The following is a 13,844-nucleotide window of genomic DNA, read 5'->3' on the forward strand; positions in this document are numbered from 1 at the left end:
CCCCCCCCCCCCCCCCCCCCCCCCCCCCCCCCCCCCCCCCCCCCCCCGCCCCCCCCCCCCCCCCCCCCCCCCCCCCCCCCCCCCCCCCCCCCTCCGCTCAGGCGAGCAGGTCGCGGGTGACGGCGGACTGCTCGGTCAGCACGCCGCCGATCACCTGCTGGGTCTCGTTGATGCTCTCGACGAGCGCGCTGATCGCCGCCAGGGCGGCGACCACGCGGTCGACCTGCTGCTGGATCGCCGTCACCCGGCCGTCGACGTCGGTGGTCGCCCGGGCGGTCTCGGTCGCCAGATCCTTGACCTCGTTGGCGACGACGGCGAAGCCGCGGCCGGCCTCCCCGGCGCGGGCGGCCTCGATCGTGGCGTTGAGCGCCAGCAGGTTGGTCTGGTCGGCGATCCCGCGGATCACCTTCACCACCTTCCCGATGTCCTGGCTGGACGCGCCGAGGCCGGCGACCTCCTCGTTGGCCTGCGCGGTCAGCCGCTGGCCGTCGGCGGCCACGGTCGTCGCCGACAGGACGTTGCGCTCCACCTCGGTGATCGACTCCAGCAGCTGCCGGCCGGCCTCCGCGAGCCGCTCGGTGGCGGCGAAGCGCTCCAGCGCCTGCCCGAGCAGGAAGGCGGCGCTGCGCAGCGCGGCGGCGCGGCCCGGGGCGAGCACGAGGGTGCGGGTGGCGAAGAAGTCCATCGTGCCCACGACCTCCCCGCCGACCAGGATCGGCAGGCAGACGCCGCTCTTCACCCCGGCCCGGCGGGCGGCCGGCGCGCGGACGCAGTCGGTCATCTCGGCGAGGTCCTCGACGAAGAACAGGTCCCGGGTCTTCCAGGCGCGGCCGGAGAGCCCCACGCCCTCCCGGAAGGACGCCGCCAGGGTCACCTCGCGGAACTCCCGGCCGGCGCTGCCGGACTCCAGCACGAAGTGCAGCGCCCGGTCGGCGGGGTCGACCGCCCAGTAGGAGCCGTACTCCCAGCCGAAGCCGTCGCGGATGGTCGACAGGGCCCGCCGCACGGCGTCCTCGCGGGTCGTCGCCGCGGTGACCTCGCGGAGCAGGTCGGTGACGGCCCGGGCGTCCTCGGCGGCCTCCGCCTGCCGGACGGCGGCGCCCATCCGCTCGAGGGCCTGGGACACCAGCACGCCGACGGCGCGCAGCGTGCCCAGGCGGGCGGGCGAGAGCTCGAGCGTCCCGGTGGTGGAGAAGTCCATGGCCCCGGTGACGACGCCGTCCTCGGTCAGCGGGATGCAGACCCCGCCGCGGACCCCGGCGCGCTGCGCGGCCGGAGCCCGGACGCAGTCGCCCAGCTGGCCCAGGTCGGCGACCGCGACGAGGTCGCGCTGCCGCCAGGCGCGGCCGGCCAGGCCCACCCCCTCGCGGAAGGTGGCCGCGCGGGTGGCCTCGCGGAACTCCGGTCCGGCGTCGCCGGACTCCTGCGCGAAGCGCAGCACCCGCTCGGCCGGGTCCACGCGCCAGTACGAGGCGTAGGCCCAGCCGAAGCGGCTGCGGACGAGGTCGAGGGCGGTGGCGACCGCCTGCTCGAGGGTGGCGCTGTCGCGGAGCGCGGTGACGACCTCGGTGACCGCGTCGACGTCGGCCTGCGCCTCCACGACGGACGGGTCGACGACGGCGGGACGACGGGCGAACGGCATGGCGAGACTCTCCTGTGAGCTGCCGGGAGGCCGGGCACACTGGTTGACCCGACACCGGGACCTTCGGCTCTGGCGCCCGCGGAGTTGAGTCCGAAACGGTTCGACTTCGCGCAGGAGAGTTGGGCGCAATGTAACGGGTACGGGCTCGTTTCGCCTGGTCAGCGCTCCGGGCGGAGGCCGGCCAGCCAGGCGCCGGCGCGCGCCACGACGCTCGTCGTCGCCCCGGCGTCGTCCCCGCCGGAGAGCTCGTCGGCCCGTGAGCCGACCGCGGTCCACCAGTCGACCGCCGGCGGCGGGGCGAGCGCGTCGAGGCGCTCGCCCGGCCGCGGGACGGCGACGCGGGCTCCCGAGCGCTCGGCGGCGGCGCACAGCCGCTGCACCGGCTCGGCCCAGCGGTGGAAGCCGAGGTTGAACGTCGCCCAGTGCACCGGCACGAGCAGGCCGCCGCCCAGGTCCCCGTGCGCCCGCACCGCCTCCTCGGGCGTCATGTGGATGAGCTTCCACGCGTCGTTGTAGGCGCCGACCGGGAGCAGCGTGAGGTCGAAGGGGCCCAGCCGGGCGCCGATGGCGGCGAAGGCGGGGGTGTAGCCGGTGTCGCCGCCGAAGAAGACCCGGTGCCGCGGGCCGGCGACCGCCCAGGAGGACCACAGCGTGGTGTCCCGGGTGAGGAAGCGGCCGGAGAAGTGCCGCGCCTCGGTGCAGGTGAGGGTGAGCCCGGCGACCTCCACCTCGCCGTCCCAGTCCAGCTCCACGACCCGGTCCTCCGGGACGCCCCACCGGCGCAGGTGGGCGCCGATGCCCAGCGGGACGACGAACGGCGCGCTCTGCTGCCGCAGCAGCTCCCGCACGGTGGGCAGGTCGAGGTGGTCGTAGTGGTCGTGGCTGATCAGGACGGCGTCGACCGGCGGGAGCTCCGCGAGCGGGGTCGGCGCCGGGTGCAGCCGCTCGGGCCCCACCAGCGGGGACGGCGACACCCGTCGTCCCCAGACCGGGTCGACCAGCACCCGCCGGCCGTCGACCTCCAGCAGCGCGCTGGAGTGGCCGAACCAGGTGACCGCCAGCTCCGCGGCCTCGGCCGGCAGGGGCGTGGGCGCCAGCGGCACCGGCCGCGCCGGGATGCCCTTGAGCCGGTCCTGGCGCACCTGGCGCAGCAGCAGCCGGCGCTCCTCGGGGCCGGGCACCGACGAGGTGGTCAGCGTGTTGCGGAACCGGCCCTCGGAGAAGTGCGGCGAGCCGGCGACGTGCGGCCGCAGCGCCCGGCGGCTCGCGCCGAGGGCCACGGGGAGGCCCCAGGCGGCGCGGGCGACCCAGGCCGCGGGGGCGGCGAGCAGGGCGGTGGTGACCAGGCGGCGGGCGCGGGGAGGCACGTCCCGAGCATCCCAGGCCTCGCGGGCCGCCGTCGGGGCATGCTGGACAGGTGCGGGAGGACGACGCCGAGCCGGCAGGCGACCCCGTCTGCTGGCTGCACCTGGTGTGCCCGGCCTGCGGACGGCTGGCCGAGGAGCAGCCGCGCCCGGAGCGCTGCCCGGAGTGCGGGGAGCCGCTGCCGGAGGAGTGACCGCCCGGTTGCTGTCCGGTCTCAGCGGGTGCCGCCGTCCCGCCGCCTACCTACAGTGACCTCGATCACATCCTGCTGATTGGAGGCCGACGGTGACAGAGCCAGAGGAACGCCGGATGCTCACCCCGGAGGAGTACCGGCAGGCGCAGGACTCCCCGGAGTTCACCGAGCTCCGGCGCCGCTTCCGCCGCTTCGCGTTCCCCATGACGGTGGCCTTCTTCGCCTGGTACCTGCTCTACGTCCTGCTCTCCACCTACGCGGACGACTTCATGGCCGAGGAGGTGTTCGGCAACGTCAACGTCGGCATCCTGCTGGGGCTCGCGCAGTTCGTGACGACGTTCCTCATCACCCAGCTCTACGTGCGGCACGCCGGGCGCAACACCGACCCGATCGCCGACGAGATGCGCGACCGGCTGGAGCACCACGAGTACGCGCGGCACACCGCCGGCGGCGCCCCCGAGGGGGCGACCCGTGCCTGAGACCGTCCTCGCGGCCGACTCCACGATCGGCGAGCCCGCCGTCAACATCTCCATCTTCGGCGCCTTCGTGCTGGTCACCCTGGTCATCACGTTCCGCGCCAGCCGCAACAACCGGACCGCGGCCGACTACTACGCCGCCGGCCGCAGCATCAGCGGCACCCAGAACGGCCTGGCCATCGCCGGTGACTACCTGTCGGCGGCGTCCTTCCTCGGCATCGCCGGTGCCATCGCGCTGTTCGGCTACGACGGCTTCCTGTACTCCATCGGCTTCCTGGTGGCGTGGCTGGTCGCGCTGCTGCTGGTCGCCGAGCTGCTGCGCAACACCGCCCGCTTCACGATGGCCGACGTCCTGGCCTTCCGGATGCGGCAGCGCCCCGTGCGGATGGCCGCCGCGATCTCCACGCTCGCCGTCTGCCTCTTCTACCTGGTGGCGCAGATGAGCGGCGCCGGCGGGCTGGTCACCCTCCTGCTCGGTGTCACCGGCGAGGCCGCCCAGGCGCTCGTCGTGATCCTGGTCGGTGCGCTGATGATCATCTACGTGCTCGTCGGCGGCATGCGCGGCACCACCTACGTGCAGATCATCAAGGCCTCGCTGCTCATCGCCGGTGCGCTGGTCATGACGCTGTGGGTGCTGACGGAGGTCGGCTTCAACCTCTCGACCCTGCTCGGCGACGCCCAGGAGAGCGCGAACACGGCGGCGGAGCCGGTGAACGTGCTCGCCCCGGGCGCCCAGTACGGCGCGACGGGGACCAGCCAGCTCGACTTCGTCTCGCTCGGCCTGGCGCTGGTCCTGGGGACGGCGGGCCTGCCGCACGTGCTCATGCGCTTCTACACGGTGCCGACGGCGAAGGACGCCCGCCGCTCGGTGGTCTGGGCCATCTGGCTGATCGGCATCTTCTACCTGTTCAGCCTGGTCATCGGGTACGGCGCCGGCGCCCTCGTCGGCCCGGCGGAGATCGCGGGGGCGCCCGGCGGGCAGAACTCCGCGGCCCCGCTGCTGGCGTTCGAGCTCGGCGGCACCGTGCTGCTGGGCATCATCGCCGGTGTCGCGTTCGCCACGATCCTCGCCGTCGTCGCCGGGCTGACCATCACCGCGTCGGCGTCGTTCGCGCACGACGTCTACGCGTCGGTGATCAAGAAGGGGGCGGTCTCGCCCAACGGCGAGGTGCGGGTCGCCCGGATCACCGCGGTCGTGATCGGCGCGATCTCGATCGGCCTCGGCATCCTGGCGCTGCAGGCCGGGCTGAACATCGCCTTCCTGGTGGCGCTGGCCTTCGCCGTCGCCGCCTCGGCGAACCTGCCGACGATCCTCTACACGCTGTTCTGGAAGCGGTTCACCACCCAGGGCGCGCTGTGGTCGATCTACGGCGGGCTCATCGTGTGCGTCGGGCTGATCTTCTTCTCGCCGGTGGTCTCCGGCCGCGGCGAGGACCACCCGAAGCCCTCGCTGTTCCCGAACGCGGACTGGTCCTGGTTCCCGCTGGAGAACCCGGGGATCGTCTCCATCCCGCTGTCGTTCTTCCTCGGCTGGCTGGGCACCGTGCTCTCCAAGGAGAAGGCCGACGTCGACAAGTACGCCGAGCTGGAGGTCCGGTCGCTCACCGGGATCGGCGCCGAGAAGGCCGTCCAGCACTAGGCCCACGGGGCCGGCGAGGCGCGCGTCCCCCGGGGGCGCGCGCCTCGCGCGTTCACGCGGCCCGGGCGGGGGCGGGGACGGCGTCCAGGGCGGCCGGGACGGGGTCGGGGACGGCGGCGAGGCGCACCGCGGGCGCGGGAGCGGCGGCCGGCGTGCGGCGGTGGCGCAGGAACCACCGGGCGGTGAGGCCGCCGAGGACGAGCAGGCCGGCGACGGCGTGCTGGCCCAGGTCGGTCACGGCCACCGCCAGCGCGGCGGCGTAGACGACCGAGAGGAGCAGGGCGGGGACGGAACGGGGCACGGCTGGGACCTCCTGGGAGTGCGTCCCGCCGGCCGGCGGCCGATCGCTTCGGACCGGCCGCCGGCGCGGCGACGGAGCGCGGGTGTGCTGAGAGGTCAGGCCCTCACGTGAGCATGTCCTTCATCTTCTGCAGCGTGGACTGGCCGGGCTGCTGCGGCGTCGGGAACAGCCGCGGGTCGCCGGGCGGGAGGATCGGCGCGTCGGCGGTCGCCTCGATCGGCCGGGCGGCGAACTCGGCGCGGCCGTCGATCGACGGACCGGAGGCCCACTTGCCCGCGGCGGCCTCGGGGCCGTCGGAGGCGTCGATGAAGGTGTAGCCCAGGTCGCCGACCTCCTCCTCGATCGGGAAGGCCTCCGGCACCGGGATGCCCTCGAGCCCGTCCTCCTTGAGCTGCTCGATCGCGGCGAGCCACATCTGCTGGTGGTAGTGGTCGCGGGTGATGAGGAACCGCAGCATGTCCTTGACGCCGGGGTCGTCGGTCATGTTGTAGAGCCGGGCGACCTGCAGCCGGCCCTGCATCTCGGCGGTCACGTTGTACTGGAAGTCGGCCATGAGGTTGCCGCTGGCGGTGACGTACGCGCCGGTCCACGGGTTGCCCATGCTGTCGATGTAGGAGGCGCCCGCGCCGTTGACGATCGGGTGCTGCGGGTTGTGCTGGCCGTAGCCGGCGGCGGCCTCCTTGGTGCGGTCGGCGGCGTCGGGCTTGAGCGGGATGTGGTCCAGCAGCCGGTCGATCATCGTCACGATCATCTCGACGTGGGCGAGCTCCTCGGTGCCGACGGCGAGGAGGAGGTCCTTGTACTTGCCGGGCAGCCGGCAGTTCCAGCCCTGCAGCAGGTACTGGGTGGCGACGGTCATCTCGCCCCACTGACCGCCCAGGACCTCCTGCATCTTGCGCGCGAAGTCCGGGTCGGGGCCGTCGGGCTTGGCCTCGTACTGCAGGGCGTGGGTGTGCGTGAACATCGGGCTCTCCCTCACTCGTCGCGACCACCGCCGATGCGGTGACACCAGGGATCTGCCCGCCCCGGGTGGCCCGCCCGTGCCGTCCCCTGGCCCCCGGGTGCCAACCTCCCGACCGCCGTGTGGCCCCCGTGCAGGGGCCCGCCGCGAGCGACTCCGCTCAGCGGTCGGGGAGCTGGACGGTGAGGGTGAGCGAGCCGTCGCGCTCGGCCGCCACGACCCGGCCGCCGAGCTCCCGGGTCTGCCGCTGCACCGACCACAGGCCCAGCCCGGTCAGGTCGACCGGGGGCACCGCCGTCCGCAGGTGGCCGACCACCCGGTCGGCGGGCACCCCGGCCTGGGTCAGCGCGAGGTCGACCCAGCCCGGCCGGCAGGAGATCGCGAGCAGCACCGGCTCGCCCCGGCCGTGCCGGTGGGCGTTCTCCAGGAGGTTGGTGAGGATCCGCTGGACGCGGGCGTCGGCGACGGTGACGTCGGCCGCGCAGCCGCTCATCCGGGTGGTCAGCTGGGCGTCGGGCAGCCCCGAGGCGGCGATCGCCGCGCGGACGACGTCCACCAGCCGCCGGCGCACGGGGCCCCGCCGCTGCGCGCCCCCGGTGGCGTCGGCGGTGCGCAGCATCGAGGACAGGTGCGCGGTCTGCGCGCGGGCCAGCTCCAGGACCTCCGCCCGCGCCGGGTCGCCGGCCCCGCCGGTGCCCAGGTGGTCGAGTGCGGCCTCCAGCGAGGCCAGGGGGCTCCTCATGTCGTGGCACATCGCCCGCAGCAGCGCCTCGCGCGGGTCGGGGGGCTCCTCCGCCGTGGGCCGGCGGCGGCGGGCGAGGTGGCTGCGCAGCACGCGGCCGAGGTCGGTGACGAGGCGGACGGGGGAGGGCGTGGTCGGGGGGTTGGCGATGACGGTCATGGGCACCTCCGGTGTTGCGGCCCGGTCAGCCCCGCCGGCCGCTGACGACCGTGTGGAGAGCCCGGGTGGATGACGCCGTTGCTGGACGTCAGGTGGAACTGGACGTCGTCCTGGTGGACGACCACCCCCTGTTCAGCCGGGGTCTGGCGCTGCTCCTGCCGGGGCTGAGCGGGGGACGCGTCCGGGTGGTGGGGACGACGGAGGACGCCTCGGCGGCCGCGGCCCTCGTGCGCCGGCACCACGCGGACGTCGCCGTCGTCGACCTGCACATGCCGCCGCCGGGCGGGACGCGCGCGATCGCCGCGATCCGCCGGGCCGACCCGATGGTCCGGGTGGTGGCGCTGTCCGGGCTGGCCGAGGCCGACGCCGCGCTGGAGGCCCTGCGCGCCGGCGCGGTCGGCTTCCTGCCCAAGACCGCCGACCCCGAGGCGCTCGTGCGGCCGCTGCTGGCGGTGCTCGACGGCTGGTCGGTGCTGCCCGAGGAGCTGCTGCGCCAGTTGCTCGACCAGTCCGCGCCCACCGGCGAGCAGGGCGTCGCCGAGCGGCTGAGCGCCGACGAGCGGCGGCTGTGGCGCCTGGTGGCCGACGGCGCCCCCACCGTGGACATCGCGACGACGCTGCACGTCTCCGAGCGCACGGCCAAGCGGCTGGTCGCCTCGCTGCTGCGGTCGCTCGGGGTCTCCACCCGCGTGGAGGCCGCGGCGCTGGCCGGCCGCGTCGGCCTCGACAGGGGCGGCAGCCCGTGACCGGGCGGACCGGTCCGTCTCAGAACGCATCGCGGGCTGGGCTACCCGGCGCAGAGATCACCACGCCGGGCGGCAGGTGAACTTCTGGAACGGTCTAGTCCGTGAGGGCGCCGGCCCAGGTCCCCGACGCCGCCCGGGTGAACGGGGCGACGTCGTCGGCGGCCAGGTCCACGGCGGCGTAGCCACCGCGGCCGGCACCGACGCAGGCGGTCACCGTGGCCACCCCGGCCCGGCGCTGGAACGGCGACTGCCGCACCTGCCAGCCGACCACCGCCCGCCGCTGCAGCACCGCCCGCTCCTGCACCAGCCAGCCGCTGCGGACGGCGAACGAGCGGGGCCCCGCCGCGTGCCCCAGCGCGGCGTAGCGGCCGAGCCCGACCGGCACGCCGAGCACGGCCAGACCCGCGCCGGCCACCAGCAGCGGCCACCAGCCGGCCAGGACCGTGGCCACCGCCCCGGCCGCGGCGAGCGCCAGCCCGGGGCCGACCGCCCGCACCAGCCGCCGCCGGCGCGCCGCCGGCGGGTGCGGCCGCAGTGGGCCGGGGTCGTCGACCAGCCGGCCGGTCAGCTCCTCGGCGGTCGCCCGGGGCCCCAGCGGCAGCAGCTGGCCGGGCCGCTGGGCGGCGCCCAGGCCGGTCACCAGCGCGCTCACCCGGGCGGCGCCGACCCACCGCATGCCCAGCCCGGCCGACACGGTGCACCCGCGGATGCGGTCGATCTCGAGCTCGGTGTGCCGGCGGGTGACCAGCCCGCGGTCGGCGATCAGCGAGCCGGCGCGCCGCACCAGCCGGAACCGCCAGTTGACCACCGCCGCGCCGACCACCGACCCGGCGGCGAGCAGCACCAGCGCCACGGGCAGCGCGACGAGGAGGACCCGCGGATCACCGAGGTCGGGCCCGGGCAGGTCCGGCCGCAGGGCGCGGGGGAGCTCCTGCGCCAGCCGGGTGAGGGCACCCACCGCGGCCAGCGGGACGGCGAGGTAACTGCCGACCAGCGGGGCGTAGAGCAGCCACCGGTGGTCGAAGCGGGCGACGACCTCCTCGGGCGCCGGCTCCGCGTCGGCGACCTCGGCGGCGGTGCCGTCGGGTAGGGCAGCGGACGGGACGGCGGGCCTGCGCCGGTCCAGCAGCGCGGCGCGCAACCGCTCGCCCTCGGCCCGCGGCACCCCGTCGAGGACGACCTCCTCGCCCTCGCCGGTGGCCGCGCCGGCGGCGGCGTCCACGCGGACCCGCACCAGCCCGAGCAGCCGGTGCAGCGGCGGGGCCTCGACCTCGACGCCGCGGACGCGGTCGCGCGGCACCGTCCGCACCGAGCGCGCCAGCAGGCCGCGGGTGACCACCACCGCCGTCGGCCCGTCGGCGTAACCGAACCGCCACCAGGACAGCGCGGCGAACGCCAGGGAGGCCAGCGTCACCGCCACCACGAGCACGACGACGGTGACCACGCCGCCGCCGAGGCCGACGGCCGCCGCCAGGGGCAGCACGACCGGCACGAGCTGCCGCGCCTGCTTGAAGGTGACCGTGTGCACGAGCACGACGCGCGGCGAGGTCCGGCGGACCGCCGGGGCCGGCACGCGCACCGGCTCGCCGGCCGGCCGGCCGGCGGGCTCGCCGGCGGGCGGGCTCACGTCGCCTCGTCGCGGACCTGGTCGGCGCGGCGCACCAGGTCGGCGGCGACCTCCTGCGCGACGTCGGCCGGCAGGTGCTGCACCCGGACGGTGCCCTGGGACGACGCGGTGAGCACGGCGATGGTGGCCAGGCCGTAGACCTGCTGCAGCGCGCTGCGGGTGACGTCGACGGTCTGGATGCGCGCGATCGGCACGAGGGTCCAGGTGCGGGTCAGCCAGCCGGCCAGCGCGTAGACCGCGTCCCCGGTGACCTCCCAGCGGTGCACGCGGTAGCGGATCCAGGGCTCGAGCCCGATCGACACCAGCGCGTAGAGGGCCAGCAGCGCAGGTCCGGCCCACGGCAGCACGGAGAACGGGGCGTCGTCGGTGGGCACGAACCGCAGGACGACGGCGAGCACGACCCCCCACAGGAGCGTCCCCGCCACCCCCTGGGTCACCCACAGCCAGATCGCCGAACGGGACAGCGGCCAGGCCGGCTCGCGCACCGGGGCGCCGGGAGGGGCGGTCATCGGTGTCATCCTCCCAGGCCGGCCGGGGTGCGCCGCCGTGCCACGATGGATGCGTGATGCCGCAGCAGGTGCCGACCGTGTCCGCCGCCGACGTCCCCGAGGACGCCGTCCTGCTCGACGTGCGCGAGGACGACGAGTGGGTGCACGGCCACGTCGACGGCGCCACCCACATCCCGATGGGCCAGGTGCCCGCCCGGCTGGACGACGTCCCCGAGGCCGACCCGCTGTACGTGGTCTGCCGCGGCGGCGGCCGCTCGGCGCGGGTGGCGGCGTGGCTCAACCAGAACGGCTACGACGCGGTGAACGTCGCCGGTGGCATGGGCGAGTGGGAGGCCGCCGGCCGGCCCATGGTGAGCGAGACCGGCCAGCCCCCCTTCGTGCGCTAGCGGAGTGCGGGAGCGCAGGGATCCTGCACTCCCGCACTCCACTCAGCTCTCGAGCTGGTACTCGGCGAACTTCGAGCGCAGGTCCTTCTTGGAGAACTTGCCGACGCTGGTCTTGGGCACCTCGTCGATGAACTCGACGGCGTCGGGCATCCACCACTTGGCCACCAGCGGCCGGATGTGGTCGAGGATCTCCTCCTCGGTGGCGTCCTCGCCGTCCTTGAGCACGACGCAGGCCAGCGGGCGCTCGTCCCACTTCGGGTGCGGGATGCCGACGACCGCGGCCTCCTTCACCTTCGGGTGGCTCATGATCGCGTTCTCGAGGTCGACCGAGCTGATCCACTCGCCGCCGGACTTGATGAGGTCCTTGGTGCGGTCGGCGATGCGGATGGAGCCGAAGTCGTCCAGCGCCGCGACGTCGCCGGTCTTCATCCAGCCGTCCTCGGTGGTGAGCGTGACGCCGGCGTCGGGGTTGTAGTAGTCCTGCGCGCACCACGGGCCGCGGACCTGCAGCTCGCCGGTGGCCTTGTCGTCCCAGGGCTGGGCCTCGAGGGTGTCGGCGTCGACGATCCGGGCCTCCACGCCCAGCAGCGGGATGCCCGCCCGGGCCCGCTGGTCGGCCTTGGTGGCCTCGTCGGCGTCGGCGTAGCGCAGCGGCAGGACGCCGGAGGAGGCGACCGGGTGGGTCTCGGTCATCCCCCACGCCTGCAGGATCGCCAGCCCCACCTGCTCGCGGTAGGCCTCGCTGAGCGCCTTGGGCACCGCCGAGCCGCCGCAGCCGATCTCCCGCAGCTTGTGCGGCTTGCCGGCCAGGTGGGGCAGCACGCCCTGCCAGATGGTCGGGACGCCGGCGGTGAAGGTGACGCCCTCCTCGACGATCAGCTTCGCCAGCGCCTCGGGCTGCATCATCGGCCCGGGCATGACCAGCGAGGCGCCGGCGGCCGGGGCGGCCTGCGCGATGCCCCAGGCGTTGGCGTGGAACATCGGCACGACCGGCATGGCGACGTCCTGGATGCCCAGGCCGAAGGCGTTGGGCTGCATCACGCCCATGGTGTGCAGGTAGGTCGAGCGGTGCGAGTAGACGACGCCCTTGGGGTTGCCCGTGGTGCCCGACGTGTAGCACATCGAGGCGGCCGAGTTCTCGTCCGTGACGTGGAAGTCGACCGGCTGCGCGTCGGCCAGCAGGGCCTCGTAGTCCAGCACCCGCGGGTCGTCGGGGATCTCGTTGTCACCGCCGTCGTCCATCACCACCACGTGCCGGACGGTGGTCATCGTGTCGACCAGCTTCCAGAACAGCGGCAGCACCGAGCGGTCGACGAAGACGACCTCGTCCTCGGCGTGGTTGGCGATGTAGGTCAGCTGCTCGGGGAACAGCCGGATGTTGAGCGTGTGCAGCACCCGGCCGGTGGACGGCGCGGCGAAGTACAGCTCCAGGTGGCGCTGGCTGTTCCACCCGAAGGTGCCCACCCGGCCGTCGGCGCTGATGCCGAGGGTGTCGAGCACCCCGCCCAGCCGCCGCGTGCGGTCGGCCCACTCGGCGTAGGTGACCCGGTGGACGCCGCCGGGGCCGGCGGTGGCGATCGTCCCGTCGCCGTAGTGCTGCTCGACGTGCCGGAAGATCGCGTCGATCGTGAGGGGGTAGTCCTGCATCAGGCCACGCATGGCGTGGATCGTGCCAGTGACCGCCCTCACCTTCTACCCGTGGGTAGCCGGTCAGCCGTAGATCTCCTCGACCGCCTCCACCAGCACGGTCAGGGCGTCGGCCGGGGAGCGCCCGGTCTGCGGCTGGACCCTCGCCGACAGCACCCAGACGCCGGCGTCGCGGGCGTCGCGGACGGCCAGCAGGAGGCGGAGGCCGATGTGCCCGTCGTCGTCCGGGCAGCCGATGAGCGCGCCCCCGCCGGGCAGCTCCGCCGCCGGGCAGAGGGCGCGGGTACCGGGGCCCCCGGGGGCGAAGGTGGTCCGCAGCGTCTCGATCGACGTCCCGTCCCGGTCGTGCACGAAGCCGACGCTGAGCACGTACGGGTAGTCGTAGGGCCCGCCCGCCGACAGCGGCGCCGGCGACGGCACCCAGGTGCAGCCGACCGGTCCCCGGGGGAGCGCGCCGGTCCAGTAGCCCATCGGTGCGTCGAGGGCGGCGGTGAGCCGGTCCGACAGCGGGGGACAGGTGCCCTCGTCCTCCTGGCCGGTCGTCCCCTGGGGAGGTCGCCCGCGGGGCAGCCACTGGTCCCACTCGGCCGGGGAGGTGAGCGCCGGCGCCGCGCCGACCCGAGCGGCGGCGTCGTCCAGCTGGGCCCGCAGGGCCGTGGCCTGCTCCGGGGTCGGGACCTCCGCGGTCGGCGCCGCGGCCGGCTCCGTGCCGGTCCCCTCGTCGCGAGGCGCCGGACCCAGCGCGGCGGGGACCCCGACCAGCAGCGCCGCGGCGGCCAGGGCCGCCCCCGAGTACGCCGTCCGGGTCCGCCGCTGCCGGCGGGCCCGGGTGGTGACCTCCTCGGCCGGCACCGTCGGGTCGAGCCAGGTCAGCTCGTCGGCGAGGGCGTGCAGGCGGGTGCGCAGCTCCTCGGTGTCGTCGTCGGGCCGGTGGGTGGCCCCGGGGGCGGGTCGGCGCAGCAGGGGCCGCAGCGCGACCACCGCCCCGCGGACGTCGGCGTCGACGCTGCCCGGCTCCGACCGGACCAGTCGCGCGGTCTCCTCGGCGGCCAGGCCCTCCGCGACGCGCAGGACGAGGGCGGCGCGCGTGCGCGGCGTCAGCCGGAGCAACGCCGTCCGCAGCGCGGCGGCCCGCGCGTACCCGGTCTCGCGCTCGGCGCCGCCGGGGGGCGCGCCCTCGACCACCTGCTCGGTGGCCAGGAGCCGCCGGCGGCGGCTGAGGTGGGTGCCGACCAGCAGCGCCCGGAGGGCGGCGGCGGGGTCGTCGGCCGACCGGACCCCCCGCCGGGCCCGGAGGACGGCGGTGAGCACGAGGTCCTCCGCCGACGCGCGGTCGCCGGTGAGCAGGACGGCGGTGCGCAGCAGCGCGGGCCCGTGGTCGCGCACGAGGTCGGCCGGGCCCCGGTGCCGCTCCCGCTCCACCCGCGCTCCCCGGTCGCCGGCCCCCGCCG

At 75.6% G+C, this 13,844-nt stretch carries 14 protein-coding genes; 5 read left to right on the plus strand and 9 right to left on the minus strand.

Going from position 1 to position 13,844, the window contains the following annotated elements; genetic code table 11:
• Positions 1-97 precede the first annotated feature (97 nt).
• Both ACI8AX_RS11235 and ACI8AX_RS11240 read right to left on the minus strand, forming a co-directional pair.
• Positions 98-1,642, minus strand: a complete 1,545-nt coding sequence (locus ACI8AX_RS11235; protein ID WP_456549893.1) for a GAF domain-containing protein — start codon at positions 1,640-1,642, stop codon at positions 98-100.
• A 158-nt stretch (positions 1,643-1,800) separates the two neighbouring features.
• Positions 1,801-3,009: an MBL fold metallo-hydrolase gene (locus tag ACI8AX_RS11240; protein WP_456549894.1), complete on the minus strand. Its 1,209-nt coding sequence runs from the start codon at positions 3,007-3,009 to the stop codon at positions 1,801-1,803.
• Between the two features lie 50 nt (positions 3,010-3,059).
• Between ACI8AX_RS11240 and ACI8AX_RS11245 the strand changes: the two genes are divergently transcribed.
• From ACI8AX_RS11245 to ACI8AX_RS11255, 3 genes are all read left to right on the plus strand, one after another.
• Complete coding sequence (locus ACI8AX_RS11245; RefSeq protein WP_456549895.1) at positions 3,060-3,200, plus strand: hypothetical protein; 141 nt, start codon at positions 3,060-3,062, stop codon at positions 3,198-3,200.
• Positions 3,201-3,316: 116 nt separating this feature from the next.
• Positions 3,317-3,679, plus strand: coding sequence for a DUF485 domain-containing protein (locus tag ACI8AX_RS11250; RefSeq protein ID WP_456549896.1), 363 nt, complete (start codon positions 3,317-3,319; stop codon positions 3,677-3,679).
• On the plus strand, positions 3,672-5,315 hold the full coding sequence (locus ACI8AX_RS11255; RefSeq protein WP_456549897.1) for a solute symporter family protein: 1,644 nt from the start codon (positions 3,672-3,674) through the stop codon (positions 5,313-5,315). The genes ACI8AX_RS11250 and ACI8AX_RS11255 overlap by 8 nt, the downstream gene beginning before the upstream one ends.
• A gap of 52 nt (positions 5,316-5,367) precedes the next feature.
• Here ACI8AX_RS11255 and ACI8AX_RS11260 read toward each other — a convergent pair whose 3' ends face one another.
• The 3 genes from ACI8AX_RS11260 to ACI8AX_RS11270 form a co-directional block, all read right to left on the minus strand.
• Positions 5,368-5,616, minus strand: coding sequence for a hypothetical protein (locus ACI8AX_RS11260; protein ID WP_456549898.1), 249 nt, complete (start codon positions 5,614-5,616; stop codon positions 5,368-5,370).
• A 103-nt stretch (positions 5,617-5,719) separates the two neighbouring features.
• Positions 5,720-6,580 carry a manganese catalase family protein gene (locus ACI8AX_RS11265; protein WP_456549899.1) on the minus strand — a complete coding sequence of 287 codons (861 nt, stop codon included), beginning with the start codon at positions 6,578-6,580 and terminating at the stop codon, positions 5,720-5,722.
• A gap of 157 nt (positions 6,581-6,737) precedes the next feature.
• Positions 6,738-7,478: a sensor histidine kinase gene (locus ACI8AX_RS11270; RefSeq protein WP_456549900.1), complete on the minus strand. Its 741-nt coding sequence runs from the start codon at positions 7,476-7,478 to the stop codon at positions 6,738-6,740.
• Positions 7,479-7,570: 92 nt separating this feature from the next.
• Between ACI8AX_RS11270 and ACI8AX_RS11275 the strand changes: the two genes are divergently transcribed.
• Positions 7,571-8,224, plus strand: a complete 654-nt coding sequence (locus tag ACI8AX_RS11275) for a response regulator (protein WP_456549901.1) — start codon at positions 7,571-7,573, stop codon at positions 8,222-8,224.
• A gap of 94 nt (positions 8,225-8,318) precedes the next feature.
• Here the strand turns inward: ACI8AX_RS11275 and ACI8AX_RS11280 are convergent, their stop codons facing one another.
• Entirely contained in the window at positions 8,319-9,851 is a 1,533-nt protein-coding gene (locus ACI8AX_RS11280; protein WP_456549902.1) for a PH domain-containing protein, read from the minus strand.
• On the minus strand, positions 9,848-10,360 hold the full coding sequence (locus ACI8AX_RS11285; RefSeq protein ID WP_456549903.1) for a PH domain-containing protein: 513 nt from the start codon (positions 10,358-10,360) through the stop codon (positions 9,848-9,850). The genes ACI8AX_RS11280 and ACI8AX_RS11285 overlap by 4 nt, the downstream gene beginning before the upstream one ends.
• A gap of 56 nt (positions 10,361-10,416) precedes the next feature.
• Here ACI8AX_RS11285 and ACI8AX_RS11290 point away from each other — a divergent pair, with 56 nt between their 5' ends.
• On the plus strand, positions 10,417-10,746 hold the full coding sequence (locus tag ACI8AX_RS11290; RefSeq protein ID WP_456550003.1) for a rhodanese-like domain-containing protein: 330 nt from the start codon (positions 10,417-10,419) through the stop codon (positions 10,744-10,746).
• Between the two features lie 42 nt (positions 10,747-10,788).
• Here the strand turns inward: ACI8AX_RS11290 and ACI8AX_RS11295 are convergent, their stop codons facing one another.
• Both ACI8AX_RS11295 and ACI8AX_RS11300 read right to left on the minus strand, forming a co-directional pair.
• Positions 10,789-12,405, minus strand: coding sequence for a long-chain fatty acid--CoA ligase (locus ACI8AX_RS11295; RefSeq protein ID WP_456549904.1), 1,617 nt, complete (start codon positions 12,403-12,405; stop codon positions 10,789-10,791).
• A 51-nt stretch (positions 12,406-12,456) separates the two neighbouring features.
• The gene (locus tag ACI8AX_RS11300; protein ID WP_456549905.1) at positions 12,457-13,815 is read right to left on the minus strand and encodes a hypothetical protein; all 1,359 of its coding nucleotides are present in this window, start codon (positions 13,813-13,815) and stop codon (positions 12,457-12,459) included.
• Between the last annotated feature and the right edge of the window lie 29 nt (positions 13,816-13,844).

The organism is Blastococcus sp. SYSU D00813 (assembly GCF_054050735.1).

What these genes read in the sequence shown, in the direction of transcription:
- ACI8AX_RS11235 (WP_456549893.1), bottom strand. Translation starts at nt 1,642, where the DNA reads ATGCCGTTCGCCCGTCGTCCCGCCGTCGTCGACCCGTCCGTCGTGGAG.
- ACI8AX_RS11250 (WP_456549896.1), top strand. Translation starts at nt 3,317, where the DNA reads ATGCTCACCCCGGAGGAGTACCGGCAGGCGCAGGACTCCCCGGAGTTC.
- ACI8AX_RS11265 (WP_456549899.1), bottom strand. Translation starts at nt 6,580, where the DNA reads ATGTTCACGCACACCCACGCCCTGCAGTACGAGGCCAAGCCCGACGGC.
- ACI8AX_RS11270 (WP_456549900.1), bottom strand. Translation starts at nt 7,478, where the DNA reads ATGACCGTCATCGCCAACCCCCCGACCACGCCCTCCCCCGTCCGCCTC.
- ACI8AX_RS11285 (WP_456549903.1), bottom strand. Translation starts at nt 10,360, where the DNA reads ATGACCGCCCCTCCCGGCGCCCCGGTGCGCGAGCCGGCCTGGCCGCTG.
- ACI8AX_RS11290 (WP_456550003.1), top strand. Translation starts at nt 10,417, where the DNA reads ATGCCGCAGCAGGTGCCGACCGTGTCCGCCGCCGACGTCCCCGAGGAC.
- ACI8AX_RS11295 (WP_456549904.1), bottom strand. Translation starts at nt 12,405, where the DNA reads ATGCGTGGCCTGATGCAGGACTACCCCCTCACGATCGACGCGATCTTC.